Here is an 18,291-nt window from a genome sequence, read left to right as displayed (position 1 = left end):
GGGTCAACCCCCCAGGTTGAGCGTGAGTTTGGTGACGGCGAACGCCTCGGCGTATCGCTGGTGGCATTCGATGCCGCGGATTCGCGCGAGGCCGAGGAAGGCCTCCCGGTCGTACCAGGGCCGGTGCCGCTGCGAGGCGTAGTGCTCCTGCAGCAGCCGCACCTTCTGTTCGGCGATCTGCGTCGACAGCGGCTGGTACGCCGCCATCCGGCCGAGGTCGCCGTCCCACTTGACGATCTCGTAGCCGAGGACGAGGTGGTCGCGGAACGCGGTGGGAATCAGCCGCGCCAGGCCGCGGTGGTCCTGGTGGGCGTCGTCGGTGCGCGGGGCGAGGATCAGGTCCGGGTCGGTCTGCGCGCGCAGTTCCTCGACCGCGGCCTTGGCCTCGTCCCAGTGCACGGGCAGTCGGCCGTCCGGCAGCTTGTGCACGGTCAGCCGCACGTCGGCGCCGGGGCAGAAGGCGGCGAGCGCTGCCTCCTCCTCCTGCTCCCGCTCGGTGCCGCCGCCGGAGAGCACCAGCGCGTCGACCCGGAGGCCCGGCCGGGCCTGACACAGCGTCAGCAGCGTGCCGCCCGCGCCGATGGCGATGTCGTCGCAGTGCGCGCCCACCGCGACGATCCGGTCCGGGCGCCCGGCCCCGAGCCCGATCACGCGCTCACCGCCGCGCTGTCCCGCTCCCACACGGCCCACGGGCGCTCGCCCCGCGCGTAGGCGTCGTCGAGCGCGGCCCGTTCCTTCACGGTGTCGGTGGGCTTCCAGAAGCCGCGGTGCTGGTGCGCCACCAGTCGGCCCTGCTTGGCCAGTTGGGCGCATCCGTCGGCGACCAGGTCGCCGCCCTCCGGGATGTGGTCGAAGACCTCCTGGCGGAGCACGAAGTACCCGCCGTTCTCCCACAGCGGCAGTTCGCTCACCGCGGTGATGCCACCGACCAGGTTGTCCTCGCCCAACTCCACGCAGTGGAAGGAGGACTGGGGCGGCACGACCATCATCGAGGCGCCGGCGTCGCGCCGGGAGAACTTCTCGATCATCTCGGGCAGCGGTGCGTCGGTGAGGACGTCCGCGTAGTTGGCGAGGAACATCTCGTCGCCGTCCAGGTGGTGGCGCACCCGGCGCAGCCGCTCCCCGATCGGTGACTCGATGCCGGTCTGCGCGAACGTGATCGTCCAGTCGGCTATGTCGGTGGACAGCAGCTCGGTCTGTCCCTTGCGCAGCACGAAGTCGTTGGACGTCGTCTCCTCGTAGTTGAGGAAGAAGTCCTTGATGTGGTGGGCCCCGTACCCGAGGCACAGGATGAACTCCTTGTGCCCGAAGTGCGCGTAGTAGCGCATGACGTGCCAGATCAGCGGTCTGGGGCCGACCATCGCCATCGGCTTGGGCACGTCGTCGGAGGTTCCGTTGCGCATCCGCATGCCGTAACCGCCGCAGAACAGGACGACCTTCATGCTGTGACCTCTCGCGACGCGACCTCGACGATGCTCAGTTCCGGGATGGGGAAGACCAGCCGGCCGCCCCAGTCGTGCACGAAGGAGAGCTGCTCGACCAGTTCGGCCCGCAGGTTCCACGGGAGGACGAGCACGTAGTCCGGCTTGTCGGCGGCTATCTGCTCGGGCGGCAGGATCGGGATACGGGTGCCCGGCGTGAACCTGCCGTGCTTGTAGGGGTTGCGGTCGACCGTGTACGCGAGCAGGTCGGGCCGGATGCCGCAGTGGTTGAGCAGGGTGTTGCCCTTGCCGGGGGCGCCGTAGCCGACGACCGTCTCGCCGCGCTCGGCCGCCTCGATGAGGAACTTCAGGAGGTCCCGGCGCACCTTGGCCACCCGGGCGGAGAACTCGGTGTAGCCCGACAGTTCCTGGAGCCCGGCGGCCTTCTCGCGGGCCAGCACGTCGGCCACCCGCTGCGTCGGCTCCCCGGCCACCTCGGCCGGACGGGCCCACAGCCGGACGGAACCGCCGTGCGTGGGCAGCAGCTCGACGTCCACGAGCGTCAGTCCGCCGCTGGCCAGGGCCTGGATCGCGGACGCGACCGTGTAGTACTGGAAGTGCTCGTGGTAGATCGTGTCGTACTGGTTCTCCTCGATCAGGGTCAGCAGGTGCTGCACCTCGATGGAGACCCAGCCGTCGTCGGCGACCAGGGCGCGCAGCCCCTGGGTGAAGCCGACCACGTCCGGGATGTGCGCGTACACGTTGTTGGCCACGACCAGGTTCGCCGGGCCGTGCTCCTCGCGCACGGCCGAACCGGTCTGCGGGCTGAGGAACTCCGTGAGCGTGGGCACGCCCTTGTCCCGTGCCGCCGCGCCGACGTTCACCGAGGGCTCGATGCCCAGGCAGCGGATCCCCCGGTCCACCACGTGCTTCAGCAGGTACCCGTCGTTGCTCGCAACCTCCACGACGAAGGCGTCGGAGCCCTCGGCGTCGAGACCCGCGCGCCGCACGGCGTCGTCGACGAAGGTGCGCGCGTGCTCCACCCAGGAGGTCGAGAACGAGGAGAAGTACGCGTACTCCTTGAACGTCTCCTCCGGCGTGATGAGCGGCGGGATCTGCGCGAGCCAGCAGTCGGTGCAGACCTGCAGATGCAGCGGGTACGCGGGCTCCGGCAAGTCGAGCTGGTCCGCGGCGAGAAAGCTCTCGCAGGGTGGCGTCGCCCCGAGGTCGACGACGCTCGCCATCGCCTCCGAGCCGCACAGTCGGCATCGTGTCATCTGTTGTCCCCATCCCCCCTGCTCGCGCGGACGTCCCCGCCGCGAGCCTGTGCCGACCGCCCCGCGATCACGGAGCGGTACTCGTCAACCAGACGGTCGAGACCGACCGTCGGGCTGAAACCTTGTTCGTAACGGCGCCGGGCCGCCTGGCCCATCTGCCGGTTGCCGGCCGGCTCGCCCGCGATCCGGCGGACGCAGGCCGCGAGCGAGGCGGACTCGCCCGGCTCGTGCAGCAGTCCGGTCACCCCGTCCTCGACGAGTTCGACGAAGGCGCCGTGGCCGGCGGCGACGACCGGGACCCCGGCCGCCATCGCCTCCACGACCACCAGGCCGAACGCCTCCAGCCACGTCGAGGGGGCCACCACGGCGACCGACCGCGCGATGGCCTTCTGGCACTCCGCGGTGTCGTACAGGCCGACGTACCGCACGTCGTCCCGGCCCGCCGCCCAGGCGACGACCTCCGCCTCCAGAGGTCCCGTGCCGGCGATCACCAGTGGCACCCCCACACCGCCGACCGCCGCGATCTCGTCCCACGCGGCCATGAGCAGCCGTACGCCCTTGGCCTCCGCGAGACGGCCGAGATAGAGCACGTGCTCGCCCGCGTCCGTGCGGCGCGCGTCCGGGTCGGGCACGAAGTTGTGCTTCACCGCCAGCCGCTCGGCCGGCATCCCGGCACCCACCAGGACGTCACGCTGCGCCGCGGAGATGCAGAAGAAGCGGTCCACGCCGGACCACCACCGCCGCCGGTTGGCCGAGAGGCTGACCGCGAGCGGCACGGTGGCGAGGCGGGAGCCCCGGTAGCAGCCGTGCCGGACGGCGGGCAGGGGCACCTTCGATCCGACGCATTCGGTGCACGGGCGGCCGTCCCGTTGCAGGGTGCCGGGTGGGCAGACCTGGGTGTAGTTGTGCAACGTCGCCACGGCGGGCACCCCGGCGTCGGCGCAGGCGGCGAGCACCGCGGGCGACAAGAGCGGGAAGACGTTGTGGACGTGGACGACGTCCGGCCGTTCGGTGCGGAGCCGGGCGGCGAGTTCCGTACGGACCGCCGCATTCCACGGCACCCGCAAAGGCACCGCGACCTTGGCGAGAAGGGACATGGCGCCGATGTCGTCGCTGCGCCGCTCGAACGTCCCGACCCGGTGGCCGCCCTCGCGCAGCAGCTCCACCTCCTGGTCGACGACCTTGTTCTCGCCGCTCGGCTGCGCCGAGCCGTACCGGTTGTGCACCACGAGGACGTGCATGCTCACCTCACCTCCGATCTCTGGGCCCAGCGCGGGATGTGCCGTCGCGGGACGACGGGCGCCGCGAGCGGGGTGGCCTCGGCCGGTGCCACCAACAGCGCGGCGGCCACGGCCAGATGCAGCAGGTACGGCGAGGCGTCGCCGAGACCGGCCTCGGTGTACGACGCGATCGCGCAGTAGCTGATCAGGAAGATCGCGCAGGCCCGCTGCAGCGACGGTGGCCGCAGCAGTGCGACGCCGCCCAGCACGACGATGAGCACCGCGACGATGGCGACGCCGATCAGGCCCTGCTCGTTGTAGACGGCCAGCCAGCTATTGTCGATCGGCAGTCCGCCGAACGACTTGTCGCCCAGGCCCACGCCGAACCACTTCTCCGCGGTCGACCGGGGCGCGGCCAGCAGGGCGTCCCAGACCTTCGCACGACCGGTGAGGCTGGAGAAGTTGTCCTTGGTCTGTCCGCGCAGGAACCACGCCTGCAGCGCGGACGCGAACCCCACCGCGGCGACCGTGGCGCACACCACCGCCCAGGCGAAGAAGCGGCGGGCCGCGGCGCTGGTGAGCAGGAGCGAGCCGATCGCCAGCACCAGCCCGATGAGCAGGCCGAGCGTGGCGGTACGGGTGTGGGTCAGGGCGAGCAGGACGAGTGACGGCACGATGACCACCGCCGCACTGGTCCTGTCGGTCCGGCGGCCCAGGAGGAGCAGCACGGTGAGCCCGATGATCACCGCGGCGTACTGGCCGATCTGCGGCGGGGTGAGCGGCCACAGCGCGCCGACCAGCCGCCCGCCGTAGAGCTCGGGCAGGGCCATGCCCGGAGAGACGACCAGGCCGAGGGCCACCGACCCGAGCACCGCGTAGTACATCCGGATGTGGTGCCGTACGAACGTCAGGCTGCCGTCCCACCAGCGGCTGAGCAGCCACAGCGTGCCCACGAAGAGCATCAGCCGGAAGCAGCGGAACAGCGCGCCGAACCCGGACTCCAGGTGGGCGCTGGAGATCACGCTCGTCACCAGCAGCAGGGTGAGCAGGAACACGTACGCGCCGGCCCGGATGCGCAACCGGGCGTTGATCACGAGCGCCAGCGCGAACGCGGCGACCAGCGCGCCCATGGTGACCATCTGGATGAGGGAGCGGGGCAGCGGGACGATGGTCTTCGCCCCGGCGGAGCCGAGCGTGTTGAGGACCAGCAGCCCCCAGACCACGCCGACGATCCTCGGTGTGCGCTCTGTCCGCATCTCAACCACCGGTCCGTTCGACGAGGGTGCTCCCGGCGTCCTGCTCGTTCGGCATGCCCTGCCAGCTCGCGAACTCGAGCGTCCTGCTCGGGTCGTGGACGACGAACTTCCACGGCCCGACGTAGACGTTGTCGTGCCAGCGGTTGTGCTGCTTGTACGTGATCGCGTCGGCCACCTTCTCGCCCTTGTACGGCGACCAGTCCGGATAGGTGCCGTAGTTGGACAGCACCGCCATCCGGTCGCACTTCGTCGTGCACTTGACGACGGACGTGTCCAGCACGAAGCGGTTGTCGTGGATGTCCACCCGCTGGGTCTTCCACCGGCAGTCGGCGTAGAGCGGCGCCTTGGCGATCGCCGGCTTCGCGCAGCTCCGGGTCTTCTGCACCAGCAGCGTGCAGTCACCGGACGAGGTGTTGGCCGGGCTGTTGCAGAACCGGTCGGCGTTCTCCCACAGGGTGATCCCGGACCAGTTGTTCTCCAGCACGTTCCGATAGATCTCGATCTTGTCGGTGCGGGCCCTGACCCGCGGTTCCCCGCCCGACTCGGACAGGTAGACGGTCGCGAACGGGAAGCTGTCGCCGTTGTCGGCCGCCTTGCGTCCCTCGACCCAGTTGTTCCGCCGGATCGTGTTGTTCCGGATGATCGCGTTGTAGCTGATCTCGTAGATCAGCGCGGCACCGTCGTTGGCCTCGATCACGTTGTTCTCGACGAGGAAGTCGTTGTTGTTGGTGTCCGCCCACAACCCGGTCCCCCGGTTGTCGTGCACCCAGTTCCCGCGGACGTCGGCGCCGTCGACGGCCCAGAACTTGATGCCTCCGGTGCAGCCGCAGCCCGGCTTGCGCCGCTCCCAGTCGCCGGTGTTGTTGCCCACGATCTCGTTGCCCTGGACCACCAGGCCGGTGATACGGCCCTTGCCCTTGTACGCGTTCATGCCGTACTGGCCGTTGTTGCGCAGGCAGTTGGCGCGGACCTGCTGGCGGGCCCCGGCCATCAGCCCGGCACCGTCGTTGTCCTGGATCGTGGAGTCCTCGATCACCCATCCGTCGGCCGAGTCGTGGTTGACCACGCCCTCGTCGGACGGCGCCGCGAAACGCTGCACGGTCAGGTAGCGGATGGTGACGCCACTGGCGCTGCCGCTGAACGCGTACTGGTTCTTCTTCCCGCCGTCGAGCACCGCGCCCGGTGCACCGAGGTAGCGGTCCCCCGTCTTGGGGACGACCTGCGCGAAGCGGTCCGGGTCGAGCCGGTGCCTGCCCGGCCGCAGCCAGAACGTGGTGTTCGGGGGGTTGCTCTTGGTCTTGGCCGCCAGGTCGCCGACCTTCGCGGGGTCGACCGTCACCGCACCCGCCGGTGCCTCGGTCGGTCCGGCCGCGGGCTTGGCGCACACCCGGGCCAGGGACTCGGACCGGGCGCCGGACGTGGTCGGCACGGCGGTCGGCTTGCCGTCGGCTGCCGGCGTGGCGCTGTCACAGCCGGCCGTCGCCAGCAGGGCCGGCGCCAGCAGTGCCACCGCCAGCGCCCAGGGCCGCCTCATGCTCCCCACGCGCCCTCCTGGCCGCGGAACCTGAGCACGGTGGTGAAACGCTCCGCGCTGTCGGTGGTGCCGGTGGTGCCGGTGCCGATCAGGGTGGTGGCGGGTTCCTTGCGCCCGAATCCGGAGGAGTACCAGCCCAGCGGCGGCTCGCTCTCGCCGCGGTGCGCCTGCCAGGACAGCCCCTCGGGCAGGTCGAGGAGCGCGGAGCGGTCCTCGCCGTCGCGGGTCCAGGTGAGCTCCGCCCGGTTCCCGACCAGGTCGGCGGTGATGGCCGGGCCGAGGTGGAACGCCAGTCGCACGGTCCGGCGCGGGCCGCTCACCTCGTCGACCAGCCTCAACTCGCTGCTTTCAGCGGTCAGTTCCACCCGGCGGCGGTGCACGGAGCCCTCGTAGCCGTCGTGCTCGGCGGACCAACGGGCCACGTCGCCGGACGGGTCCGCGACCAGGACACGGCTCTCGGCGTGCCGGGTCCACAGGAACGGTCCGCCCGAGACGGACTGGTCGGCGCCGTCCAGTTGCAGGGTGTTGTGGCCGAGGGTCGACCGGAAGTACTGCCGCCACTCGGGCTGCCCGTGGTAGCAGTACGTCCCCGGGTCGGCGAGCACGTCGACCCCGTCGTGCCGGACCTCCACGGACAGCGCGTCCGCGTGGGCGTGCGCGGCGATGGACAGGAAGCCGTGCGGGCCTCCGTCGCAGCGGCACCAGATCTCCTCCGGGCCGCGCAGGATCGTCATGCCGGCGTCGGCGAAGTGGGCGGGCCGGCTCGCCGGGCGGCTCACGGACGGTTCGGTGGACTTGACGAGCGCGGCCAGCAGCGGGGTGCGCACATCGGTGGCGGTCACCTCCGGCCACCAGTCGAGCCGGCCGAACACGGCCTCCCCGGTGGCCAGCAGCGAGGCCCAGCGGTCGGTGCCCGCGCCGTCCACGATCAGACCGTGCCCGTCGTCCGCGTCCCCCTGACGCGGCGGCCGGAGCCGGTTGTCCACGACGGCCGCGAGCGCGTCGGTCATGCGCAGCAGCACGAGACGGACGGTCGCGGGGACCTGCACGCCTGCTGCGTCCGCCTCGGCCACCGCGGCCAGGCCGAGCTCCAGGACCAGTCCGTGGTACTCGGTGGCCAGCTCGCGGTTGAGCCCGGAGAGGTAGGTGTTGCCGCGCAGTTGCCGCTCCAGCGAACGCAGCGCGCCGGCCCGCCAGCGCGCCGACTCGGGGAACCAGTCGAACGCGCAGGCCGCGGCCAACTGTCCGGCGTCCTCGGCGATGACGTGGTTGTTCGCCGAGGAGCCCCGGCTGGGGAAGGCGGCGAGCCAGCGCTGGTGGTGCCAGATCTGGTGGCGCGCCACCGGGTTGTCCTCGAACAGGTCGGCCGCGCCCGGCCAGCCGTCGAGCAGCCGGCGGACCCACACCCAGGACAGCAGCCGGATGCCCAGCTCGATGCCGCTGATCCAGTGGACGCCGCGCAGCGGCGGGTTGGCCGACCACCAGGACCGCAGGTGCTCGGCCACCCGCTCCGCGTACCGCTCGTTCCCGGTGATCGCGTAGGCGGCCGCGAGCTGGGTGAGGTACTGGTGCCGGGACGGCTCCCAGATCTGCTTGATGTCCCCGACCGCGTCCTCGCTGCGGTACGGCACGTCGAACGCGTAGCCCGAGGGGGCCCGCCGCCCGGTCTTCGGGTCGCGCCACCAGTCCGGGTCGGCCAGGTCGTCGCGGACCACCCCGAAGAACTCGGCGTGCCCGTCCATCAGCCGGTCCGCCTCGGCGACGAGACGTTTCGCCGCGTCGGCGGGTACGGCGGCGACCGTCCCGGCGGGCAGCACGGCGGTGAACCGGGCGCCGGTCACGCTCGGGCAGTCGGGCGGCTCCGCCCGCCAGCGCCGTCTGCGCACCGTGTCACTCACTCGGCCGGCGATCTCCCGCGGCCCCATCCGGGACAGCCGCCGGAGGTACCAGCCCACGCTCATGGTCACTTGGACCTCGCCAACGTCACCGGCACACCACCGGCCAGGCCGGTCTGCACGGCGAGGGTGGCCGCCGTGGTGGCGACCAGCGACTCCAGCGGCACCGGCATCGGCCCGCCGGTCCGGACCGCCTTGACGAACGCGGCCAGTTCGGCGTTCTGGCCCTTGTCGCGCGCCTTGGGCAGCCTCGAACTGACCCACTTCTTGCGGCCGTAGACCGAGGCGCGCACGAAGTCGTCGAGGCGCAGCGCGCGGCCGTCCGCGACCAGGTCCAGCGTCTCCTTGGGGAAGCCGGACGGGCCGGTGGTGACGTAGCTGATGGTGGCGGTGGACCCGTCCGGGTAGCGGAGCACGACCTGGAGGTCCTCGTTGCCGGACGTGGCGGTCGCGTACACCGAGACCGGGTCGGCGTCGAGCAGCCAGCTCGCGGTGTCGATGAAGTGGCCGCCCTCGCCGGCGAACCGCGAGCCCTCGGTGCCCTGCTGGAGGTACCAACTGCCCTGCGTGAGGCGGCCCGCGTTGACCAGGTAGCGGAGGTTGGCCGGGCCGCTGCGGGCGCCGAAGTGCTGCCTGGCCTCCTGGAGCAGCGGAGCGAAGCGGCGGTTGAAGCCCACCTGGAGCCGGTCGTTGCCGGACTCCTCCACCGCCGCGAGCACCCCGGCCAGTTCGTCCTCGGTGAGCGCGAGGGGCTTCTCCACGAACACGGTCTTGCCGGCCAGCAGTGCCTGCCGGGTCAGTTCGGCGTGCGAGCTGTGCCGGGTGACCACGAACACCGCGTCGACGGACGTGTCGCCGAGGACGGCGTCGAGGTCGGTGGTCGCCTCCTTGAAGCCGAACTTGCGCTGCGCGTTGGCCCCGGACAGCGACGTCGTGGTGACGACGGTCGACAGCTCCACGCCCTCGCGCCGGGCGAGGTGCGGCAGCAGCATCGACGTCGCGTAGTTGCCGGCGCCGACGAAGGCGAGACGGACCGGGCTCCTGGCGGCCCGGACGGAGCTCGGCTTCACCTGCACGGCGGGCACCGCCACCGACGGGGCCTCGGTCTCCTGGGCGTCCTGCTCGGGGTACCGGAACAGCGCGGTGATGGCCTTCAGCTCGCCGTCCTTGAGGCGCTGGTAGGTCTCGACGGCGTCGTCGAAGTCGGCGACGTGGGAGATCAGGGGCTCCACGTCGACACGGCCGCGGGCCATGAGGTCCAGGAAGCAGGCCAGGTTGCGGCGCTCGGTCCAGCGCACGTAGCCGATGGGGTAGTCACGCCCCTCCAGCTCGTACGACGGGTCGTAGCGCCCGGGGCCGTAGCTGCGGGAGAAGCGGACGTCGAGTTCCTTCTCGTAGTACGCGTTCCACGGCAGGTCCAGGCGGCACTTGCCGATGTCGACGACCCGGCCGCGGTCCCGGCAGAGCCGGGCGGCCAGCTCGACGGGCTGGTTGCTGCCGCCGCCGGCGGCCAGGTACACCTGGTCGACGCCATGGCCGTCGGTGAGTTCGGCGACGGCGGTCTCCACGGCCGCGGATCCGGGGTCACCGGCCGCCGCGGCGCCCAGGCTCTCGGCTAGTTCGCAGCGCGCCGGGTCGGGGTCGGCGCCGACGACGCGGACTCCCGCGGCGGCCAGGAGCTGCACCACCAACTGCCCGATCAGCCCGAGGCCGATGACCAGCGCCACCTCGCCGAGCTGCGGCTCGCCCTGGCGGACGCCCTGCATCGCGATCGACCCGACGGTGCCGAAGGCCGCGTGCCGCGGTGCGAGGCCGTCCGGCACCGGGGCGTAGAGGTTCTTCGGCACCCAGTTCAGCTCGGCGTGCAGCGCGTGCTCGTTGCCGGCGCAGGCCACGAGGTCGCCGACCTTCACGTCGTCGATCCCGGCGCCGACCTCCTCGACCACCCCGCAGAGCGAGTAGCCGAGCGGTGTGTAGGAGTCCAGCTTGCCCATCACCTTGCGGTACGTGGCGGGCACCCCGTTGGTGGCCACGCTCTGCATGACCTTGGCGACCTGGTCGGGGCGGGAGCGGGCCTTGCCCAGCATCGACATGCCGGCCTCGGACACCTTCATCATCTCGGTGCCCGTGGAGATCAGCGAGAACGCACTGCGGACCAGCACACCGCCCGGCTTGCACCCCGGCACCGGCACGTCGAGCACCGCCAGCTCGCCGCTCTTGTAGTTCTGTACGACCTGTTTCACCGAAGTCCCCTGATTCCTAAGCCGTTTGCCGAGTGCTCTGGCCGGACGAGGTCGCGTCGCGATACCAGTACTCGAGGGTCAGCACATGCCACAGATGCTTGGAGAAGTCCTGCTGTCCGGCGGCGTCCTCGGCGACCATCCGCTGCAACGCGTCGCGGCGCAGGAACCCGGAGCGGACGAGCTCGCCGTCGTTGACCACCTCGCGCACCAGCGGTGCCAGATCCCGGCTCATCCAGGCCCGCAGCGGGGCGCTGAACAGGCCCTTGGGCCGGTAGACGATCTCCCTGGGCAGGATCGAGGTGGCCGCCTCCTTGAGGACGGCCTTGCCCTGCCGTCCGGCGATCTTGCGGTCGCCGGGCACGGTGAACGCCGCCTTGACCACCTCGACGTCCACGTACGGCACCCGCACCTCGGTCGACGCGGCCATGCTCGACCGGTCCGTGTAGGCCAGGTTCAGGCCCGGCAGGAACATCCGGGCGTCCGCCAGGCACATCCGGTTGACGAAGTCGTCGAGGTCGTTGTCCTGGTAGACGTCGGCGTGCTCGGTCACCACGTCGTCGACCGTCCCGGCCAGGTCGGGATCGATCAGGGCGAGCAGGTCGTCCTGGTCGTACATGGTGTAGCTGCGCCGGAACGCGGTCTCCTCCGGCAGGTCGGCGAAGGACAGGAACCGCTTGGCGAAGCGGACCGACCTGAGGCCCCGGCGGGACGTGGCGACCGGCAGCCGGCCCACGGCCGCGGACAGTCCGCGCCGCAGGGGCCGCGGGACGCGCTGGTAGCGCAGGGCGAGCAGGTTGGCCAGGTGCTTGCGGTACCCGGCGAACAGCTCGTCGGCGCCCATCCCCGAGAGCATCACCTTGACCCCGGCCTCCCGGGCGGCCTGGCAGATCAGGAAGGTGTTGATCGCGGCGGGGTCGCCGATCGGCTCGTCCAGGTGGTACGTCATCTGCGGCAGCAGGTCGAGCACGTTCGGGGCGATCTCGATCTCGTGGAGGTCGACGCCGAACCGCTCGGCGACCTGCCGGGCGTAGCGCAGGTCGTCGGGCATGGCCTCGAACCTGGCGTCCTCGGCGCGGAACCCGATCGTGTAGGCGGAGATGCCCGGCTGGTGGCGGGCGGCGAGGGCGGTCAGCCAGCTCGAGTCGAGGCCGCCGGACAGGAAGGTCGCCACGGGTACGTCGGAGAGCAGGTGCTGCCGGGTCGACTCCTCGACGACGGCTGCCAGATCCGGCCGTTCACCGGCCCGGGCCCGTTCCTGGCCCTCGGCGGCGACGTCCTTCAGGTTCCAGAACCGGCCGCGCTCCACCCGGCCGTCGGGCCGGCACCGCAGCCAGCTCCCCGGCGGCAGCTTCTCCGCCTCGCGGAACGCGCAGCGTGAGTCCGGCACCCAGTAGTAGAGCAGCGAGGCCACGAGCGCCGCGTGGTCCACCTCCAGCCCGCCGCCGGTGGCGGCGGCGAGCGCCTTGAGCTCGGAGGCGAACATCAGGCCCTCGCCGCGCCGGAGCACGAACAGCGGCTTGATGCCCAACTGGTCGCGGACCAGTACCAGTTCACCGGTGCGCTCGTCGAAGACGCCGAACGCGAACATGCCGCGCAGCCGGGGCAGACAGTCCGTGCCCCAGCGCCGCCACGCCTCCAGGAGCACCTCGGTGTCGGAGGTACCGCGAAAGCGCACCCCGGCGGCCTCCAACTCGGCCCGCAGCTCGGGCGCGTTGTACAGCTCGCCGTTGTACGTCAGAGCGAGGCCGTCCTTGGCCATCGGCTGGGCGCCGGTGTCGGACAGGTCGATGATGGACAGCCGCCGGTGCCCGAGCTGCACCTCGCCGTCACCGACGGGGTGGCCGTAGCGGCCCGCCCCGTCCGGGCCGCGGTGGGCCAGGGTGTCGGTGAGCCGGTCGGTCACGATCTTGCCGTCCGGCCATCGGTACGTCCCTGCGATGCCACACATGTCCTACCGCACCTCCTGGTCGCTGTCCGGGACTCGTGCGGCCCACATCGGCTGTCGCTCCGTCCTCACCTGGCCGTCCCCCACTGCCTGAACGGCGTGGGAGGTACCCCCGCCGTTCTGCCGGGCCGTCCGCTCGCTGTGCCCCCGCAGCGCGACGTGCAGCCCGTCCCAGAGCGTGCCGTCGGTCCGGTCCCGCGGATCGGGGTCGATCAGCACCACACCGATCACCGCGATGCGCTGGTCCGCGAGTTGCCGCGCCACGGTGTGCAGCCACGCGGCACTGCCGTGCCCGGCACGCACGACGAGCACGGTCCGGGTACCGAGGTACTGGAGGTCGGTCCACGCGGTGCCGGGTGCCACCGAGCCGACGCCGAGCAGGCGCCCCTGGTCCGGCACGGTCGTGGCCTGGCGGCCGCTGACCACCTCGGGGTCCCCCGGCTGCGGGCGGCGGGCGGAGAGCTCCGCGCCCGGCAGACCGTCGACGACGACCACGGGCCCGTCGGTCGCCAGTGCCCTGGCGACGTCCAGGGCGATCGTGCTCGTACCGCGCGCACAGCCCAGCTCCAGCAGCGACAGCCCTTCCGTGGAACCCCGCGCGGTGCGGGCCAGGGACGTGGTGAGCCGTTCGCGTGCCAGCCGGTTCCGTCGGCGCTGCCACGGCCTGCCCGACCGGCGGGGCAGCTCCGAGACGACCGAGGCGCCCAGGTTGGCCGCGATGTCCCGGCGCAGTACGGGGCGGTCCGTGACCACCACGCCGACCGCGGACAGCGCGAGCCCGAGGAAGAGCCCGAGGACGAGCCCGATCACGGCGTCGGTGGCGGCGGCCTTGGGCAGGGAGTGCCGTACCGCGCTCGGGGCGTCCACGATCTGGGTGCCGGCGACGACCGCGGGCGTGCCGGTGCGGGCGTCGGCGGCGCGCTGGTCGAAGTCGGCGATCCGCGAGTTGAGTTCGGCCCGGCGGGCGTAGAGCGACTCGATGGTCGCCGCGCCCGTCGTGTCGCCGGCCGTGGCGGTGTCGTTGATCTGCTTGTTGACGGTGGCGAGTTCGTCGCGTGTGCGGTCACGCTGGTCGAGCAGGGCCTTGGACTCGGCCCGCGCGGTCGCCTTCATCCGCTGCACGTGGTCCGCGACGAACGCGTCGGCCAGCGCCTTGGCCCGGGCCACCGCCTGTGCGTCGTCGTCGCCGGTCACCTCGATCTGCAGCAGGTTGTTGGTCAGGCCGGTGCCCCGGTAGTCCTTCATGAAGTCCTCCGGTTTCTCCGGGGACCCGAGGGACTTCAGGGCCGCGTCGGCGATCCGCGTGGTCTGCAGCAGCGCGACGTCGGTGCGGATCAGCGTTCCGGTGTCGTTCGGCTGGTCCTCCGCGTGGGCGACCAGGACCTTGGTCGTCGCGCTCGGCGGCGGCGGCATCAGGACCGCCACGGCCGCGCCGGCCAGGAGGCCCAGGACCGCCATGGCGCACCACAGGCGGCGGCGCCTGCGCACCGCGACCACCAGCGCCTGGAGGTCGATGAGCGGGGTGGCGGCCGTCTCCGGTGCAGTCGTGTTCGTCGTCACGCCCGTCCTCCCGTCGCGCGGCCGGGAACCGCGAACGTGAGAGTGGCGTCGTCCGGCGTGTCGGCGGCGGAACGCGTGGGCCGGGCCTCGACCGGGCCCGCGACGACGACGCCGACGACCTCGTGCCGGCCGTCCGCGCACGCCTCGGCGAGGCCGGCGAGCTCCTCCGCGGTCCATCTGTTCGCGCTGAGAACCACCACGGCACCGTTCTCCGTCTCCCGGTCCGGCACGATCGGCCGGTCCACCGACACCTCCACCACCCGGAGCAGCGGATCGTTCTTGGCCTCGGCGAGGAGCTGCCCGGCGGCCCGGCGGGCGATGTCGTCGCCGTCCGGTACGACGACGAGCAGCCGCCGGGGACTGGGCAGTTGCTCCCGGAGGCGGGCGCACACCCGCCGGTAACGGAGCCGTCGGCCGGCCTCGTCGCCGGACTTCTGCAGGGCCGGCGCGTCCCATCGGGTGTCGGCGCCGAGGAGGCGACGGATCCTGGGCAGCCGGCCCACGCCTCCCGGCCCCTGCGCGGGCCATTCACCGGGCACGTCCACGGCTCCCAGCGGCGTCGAGCCCAGTGCCGCGGCGATCTCCGGTTCGGTGCGCAGCCGACGGTTCATGCGTGCGGCCACGAGATGGCCGACGATCGCGAGCAGGAAGAACACCAGCGCCCCGCCCACCGTGAGCTGGATCCTCGTCGGCGGCGTCTCCCCGGTGGGCCGGGCGGCCTGCCCCATGACGACCATGCCCGACTTGTTGGTCGACGGGTCGGCCTCCGCCAGCTTCTTCATGGCCGCCTCCAGCGAGGTGCGCAGGTTCTCGAGCGCCGTGCGGGACTGGACGCTCTCCACGGTCTGTCCCGGATCGGCGGCCCTGGCCAGCTCGGAGATGCGCCGGTTGGTCTCCGCCACCTGCTTGCGCAGCGCCTCGGTCTGGGTGACCACCGAGGCGTCGGTGCCGCTGCCCGCGACCTCCGCGGCGAACTGCACGAACTGCTGGGCCACCCCGTCGGCGAGCCGCTGCGCGCGCTCCGGGGTGTCGGCCGTACCCGAGATCGTGATGATGTTCCCGTCCGCGGCCGTGGCGCTCACGCGGTCCCGCAGCTCGGAGCGGCTGACGTCGGACCAGTGCAGCGCGTCGGCCGTACGGTCGACCACGGTCAGACTGGTGGCGATGTCGACCTGGGTGAGGAGCTCTCGCTCCTCCCACACCCCCGGCAGCAGTACCGGTGCCGAGGCGGTGTATCGCGGCGGGAACAGGAGCACCGAGGTGCCGTAACCAAACAGTGCGCCCACCACGGCGAGGACGGCCAGGAGCCGCCACCGCCGTCGGAGTATCCGCCCGATCGTGACGAGGCGGATGGTGTCTTCGTTCAACTGCGCTGCCTCTTCTTCCTTGTGCGCACCGGACCGCTCCCCGGGACCGCGTCGCGGCCCCGGCATGCGGCGGCATAGGCGGCGAGCAGCGACGCCTGCGAGTTGCGCCAGGAAAGCTGCCCGCCTATTCGCTCCTGGCCGATCTTGCCCATCCGGGCCCGCTGGTCCGGATCGTCCAGCAGCACCGTGATGAGCTCGGCGAACCGGGCCTCGTCGTTGGCCGGCGCGTAGACGGCGGCGTCACCGGCGGAGACGCGCGCCTCCTTCAGGTCGAACGAGACGATCGGGCGGCCCATCGCCATGTACTCCAGGACCTTGTTCATGGTCGACACGTCGTTGAGCGGATTGCGCGGGTCGGGAGAGAGGCACACGTCCGCGGTGGACAGGTAGCGCAGCAGGTCGGCGTCCGGGATGCGCCCGGTGAACTGCACCTGCTCGCCGAGCCCGAGCTGCCCGGACAGCTCCACCATCGCGTCGAAGGCGTCACCGGAGCCGACGAACACCGCGTGCCAGTCGGTCCGCCCGAAGTCGTCGCGCAGCCTGGCGAGGGCGCGCAGGGCGTAGTCGACGCCGTCCTGCGGACCCATGACGCCCAGGTAGCACAGGAGATGAGACTTGCCGCGCTTCAACTCCGGCTCGGGCGGCACCGGTTGGAACCGCTCGACCTGGGGGGCGCTGCGCACCACGAAGACGTCCTCGGGCCGCTTGCCGCCCCGGCTCACCGCGACGTCCTTGTAGCTCTCGTTCGTGGCGAGCACCACGTCCGCGGCCCGGTAGGTCCGCCGCTCCACCGCGCACACGGCGCGGTAGAGCAGGTCCTTGCCGCGGTCGAAGCGGGAGAGGTACAGCTCCGGCACCAGGTCGTGCTGGTCGAAGACGAACCGCGCGCCGCGCCGCCGCAGCCAACGGGCCGACAGGAACAGCAGGTCGGGCGGGTTGCAGGCGTGCACCACGTGGACCGGGCCGACCTTGCGGGCGAGCCGGGCCGTGTGCCAGAGCGCCGATCCGTACTCCTGCAGATAGCCGGCCGGACCGCCGGTGGCGGCACGCAACGGGTAGCGGTGGATCCGCACCCCATCGATCACCGCCTCCGGCTCCGTGTCCCGCTTCTCCCCCCGCGGACAGATGACGTGCACTTCCCAGCCCGCGTCGCGCAGCGTCGTGCACTCCTGCCACACGCGCCGGTCGAACGGCACGGACAGGTTCTCCACCAGGATCAGCGCGCGTCGGCCTGTGCCGTCGCCGCTGACTTCGTCACCAAGCAAGGCCCATGTATCCCGGTTCGGTCCGGCGCGTCTCGGCGTCGGGAAGGCGGATGAGGTCGACTATCACCGGGCCGCCGCCGTGCGGCAGGGCCGCGAGGACGGCCGGGTCCTTGGTCCCGACCAGGCACACCTCGGCATGGTCGAGCACCTCCTCGACGGAGTCCGCGAGGAGTTGCGCGAGGTGCGGCAGCCGGGTCTCGATGTACTCGCGGTTCGCGCCCATCAGCCGGGAGAGGCTCACGTTGGCGTCGTGGATCCGCAGGTCGTACCCCTTGCCGTGGAGCCGCTCCGCCAGTTCGACGAGCGGGCTCTCGCGGAGGTCGTCGGTGCCGGGCTTGAAGGACAGCCCGAACAGGCCCACCTTCCGCTTGCCGGTGCGCTCCACCAGGTCCACCGCCCGCTGCAGATGGTCGGAGTTGGACGGCAGCACGTGGGAGAGGATCGGCACCGAGACGTCGGCCCGCTGCGCCGCGTGGACCAGGCTGCGCAGGTCCTTGGGCAGGCAGGAGCCGCCGAAGGCGAAGCCGGGCCGCAGGTAGGCGGGGCTGATGTTCAGCTTGCGGTCGGCCAGGAACACGTCGATCACCTGGTGCGAGTCCACCCCGAGTGCCTGGCACACCGCGCCCAGCTCGTTCGCGAAGCCGATCTTGAGGCCGTGGAACGCGTTGTCCGCGTACTTGATCGCCTCGGCCGTCGGGACCGGCACCCGGAACACCTCGCCGGGCAGGCTCTCGTACAGCGCCGCCACCACGTCGCCGCTGGCGGGGTCGAGCTCGCCGATGACCGTTTTGGGCGGGTCGAAGAAGTCCCGCACGCTGGTGCCCTCGCGCAGGAACTCCGGGTTGACCGCGACCCCGACGTCCACGCCCGCGGTGCCGCCGATGTTCTTCTCCAGGATCGGTACCAGGAGGTTGAGGCAGGTGCCCGGGAGCATGGTGCTGCGGTACACCACGGTGTGCCGCCCGCCCCGCTCCGCCAGCGCGGCGCCGATCTCCTCGGTGACCCGCTCCAGGTACGTGGTGCACAGGCTGCCGTTGGGCTCCGACGGGGTGCCCACGCAGATCAGCGACACCTCGCTGCCCATGATCGCCTCACGGACGTCGGTGGTGGCACGGAGCGCTCCGGTCCGCACGACGTCGGCGGTGAGTTCGCCGATCCGTTCCTCGACCACCGGGGCCTTGCCGTCGTTGACCAGGTCGACCTTCACCTGGTTGACGTCCACGCCGATGACCTCGTGCCCCATGGCGGCCAGGCACGCGGCTGACACACAGCCCACGTAGCCGAGCCCGAACACGCTGATTCTCATGA

The 18,291-nt window shown here is 71.7% G+C and carries 13 protein-coding genes; all 13 read right to left on the bottom strand.

Annotation, left to right across the window (positions count from 1 at the left end):
• Positions 1-3: 3 nt before the first annotated feature.
• Genes ACZ66S_RS11360 through ACZ66S_RS11300 form a run of 13 tightly spaced genes read right to left on the bottom strand, consistent with a single transcriptional unit; the run spans position 4 to position 18,289 of the window.
• The gene (locus tag ACZ66S_RS11360; RefSeq protein WP_469901257.1) at positions 4-651 is read right to left on the bottom strand and encodes a PIG-L deacetylase family protein; all 648 of its coding nucleotides are present in this window, start codon (positions 649-651) and stop codon (positions 4-6) included.
• Positions 648-1,442 (bottom strand): sugar phosphate nucleotidyltransferase, encoded by a 795-nt coding sequence (locus ACZ66S_RS11355; RefSeq protein WP_469901256.1) that lies wholly within the window; start codon positions 1,440-1,442, stop codon positions 648-650. The genes ACZ66S_RS11360 and ACZ66S_RS11355 overlap by 4 nt, the downstream gene beginning before the upstream one ends.
• The gene (locus ACZ66S_RS11350; RefSeq protein ID WP_469901255.1) at positions 1,439-2,698 is read right to left on the bottom strand and encodes a class I SAM-dependent methyltransferase; all 1,260 of its coding nucleotides are present in this window, start codon (positions 2,696-2,698) and stop codon (positions 1,439-1,441) included. Before ACZ66S_RS11350 ends, ACZ66S_RS11355 begins: the two co-directional genes overlap by 4 nt.
• Positions 2,695-3,939: a glycosyltransferase family 4 protein gene (locus tag ACZ66S_RS11345; protein ID WP_469901254.1), complete on the bottom strand. Its 1,245-nt coding sequence runs from the start codon at positions 3,937-3,939 to the stop codon at positions 2,695-2,697. The genes ACZ66S_RS11350 and ACZ66S_RS11345 overlap by 4 nt, the downstream gene beginning before the upstream one ends.
• A 2-nt stretch (positions 3,940-3,941) precedes the next feature.
• Positions 3,942-5,174, bottom strand: a complete 1,233-nt coding sequence (locus tag ACZ66S_RS11340) for an O-antigen ligase domain-containing protein (protein WP_469901253.1) — start codon at positions 5,172-5,174, stop codon at positions 3,942-3,944.
• A gap of 1 nt (position 5,175) precedes the next feature.
• Positions 5,176-6,708: a right-handed parallel beta-helix repeat-containing protein gene (locus ACZ66S_RS11335; protein WP_469901724.1), complete on the bottom strand. Its 1,533-nt coding sequence runs from the start codon at positions 6,706-6,708 to the stop codon at positions 5,176-5,178.
• Positions 6,705-8,675 (bottom strand): heparinase II/III family protein, encoded by a 1,971-nt coding sequence (locus tag ACZ66S_RS11330; RefSeq protein WP_469901252.1) that lies wholly within the window; start codon positions 8,673-8,675, stop codon positions 6,705-6,707. The genes ACZ66S_RS11335 and ACZ66S_RS11330 overlap by 4 nt, the downstream gene beginning before the upstream one ends.
• Entirely contained in the window at positions 8,672-10,846 is a 2,175-nt protein-coding gene (locus ACZ66S_RS11325; protein WP_469901251.1) for a bi-domain-containing oxidoreductase, read from the bottom strand. Before ACZ66S_RS11325 ends, ACZ66S_RS11330 begins: the two co-directional genes overlap by 4 nt.
• A gap of 16 nt (positions 10,847-10,862) precedes the next feature.
• Entirely contained in the window at positions 10,863-12,794 is a 1,932-nt protein-coding gene (asnB, locus tag ACZ66S_RS11320) for an asparagine synthase (glutamine-hydrolyzing) (RefSeq protein ID WP_469901250.1), read from the bottom strand.
• A 3-nt stretch (positions 12,795-12,797) separates the two neighbouring features.
• Positions 12,798-14,351: a Wzz/FepE/Etk N-terminal domain-containing protein gene (locus ACZ66S_RS11315; RefSeq protein WP_469901249.1), complete on the bottom strand. Its 1,554-nt coding sequence runs from the start codon at positions 14,349-14,351 to the stop codon at positions 12,798-12,800.
• On the bottom strand, positions 14,348-15,718 hold the full coding sequence (locus tag ACZ66S_RS11310; protein WP_469901248.1) for a Wzz/FepE/Etk N-terminal domain-containing protein: 1,371 nt from the start codon (positions 15,716-15,718) through the stop codon (positions 14,348-14,350). The genes ACZ66S_RS11315 and ACZ66S_RS11310 overlap by 4 nt, the downstream gene beginning before the upstream one ends.
• Positions 15,715-16,983: a glycosyltransferase family 4 protein gene (locus ACZ66S_RS11305; protein ID WP_469901247.1), complete on the bottom strand. Its 1,269-nt coding sequence runs from the start codon at positions 16,981-16,983 to the stop codon at positions 15,715-15,717. The genes ACZ66S_RS11310 and ACZ66S_RS11305 overlap by 4 nt, the downstream gene beginning before the upstream one ends.
• A complete protein-coding gene (locus tag ACZ66S_RS11300; protein WP_469901246.1) occupies positions 16,973-18,289 on the bottom strand; it encodes a nucleotide sugar dehydrogenase in 1,317 nt (438 codons plus the stop codon). Before ACZ66S_RS11300 ends, ACZ66S_RS11305 begins: the two co-directional genes overlap by 11 nt.
• Between the last annotated feature and the right edge of the window lie 2 nt (positions 18,290-18,291).

Source organism: Streptomyces sp. NPDC107471, from assembly GCF_055582845.1.
This window is presented reverse-complemented; position numbering and strand designations above follow the sequence as displayed.

Coding starts and splice junctions, on each gene's coding strand:
- ACZ66S_RS11350 (WP_469901255.1), bottom strand. CDS start 2,698: ATGACACGATGCCGACTGTGCGGCTCGGAGGCGATGGCGAGCGTCGTC.
- asnB (WP_469901250.1), bottom strand. CDS start 12,794: ATGTGTGGCATCGCAGGGACGTACCGATGGCCGGACGGCAAGATCGTG.
- ACZ66S_RS11345 (WP_469901254.1), bottom strand. CDS start 3,939: ATGCACGTCCTCGTGGTGCACAACCGGTACGGCTCGGCGCAGCCGAGC.
- ACZ66S_RS11300 (WP_469901246.1), bottom strand. CDS start 18,289: ATGAGAATCAGCGTGTTCGGGCTCGGCTACGTGGGCTGTGTGTCAGCC.
- ACZ66S_RS11340 (WP_469901253.1), bottom strand. CDS start 5,174: ATGCGGACAGAGCGCACACCGAGGATCGTCGGCGTGGTCTGGGGGCTG.
- ACZ66S_RS11335 (WP_469901724.1), bottom strand. CDS start 6,708: ATGAGGCGGCCCTGGGCGCTGGCGGTGGCACTGCTGGCGCCGGCCCTG.
- ACZ66S_RS11355 (WP_469901256.1), bottom strand. CDS start 1,442: ATGAAGGTCGTCCTGTTCTGCGGCGGTTACGGCATGCGGATGCGCAAC.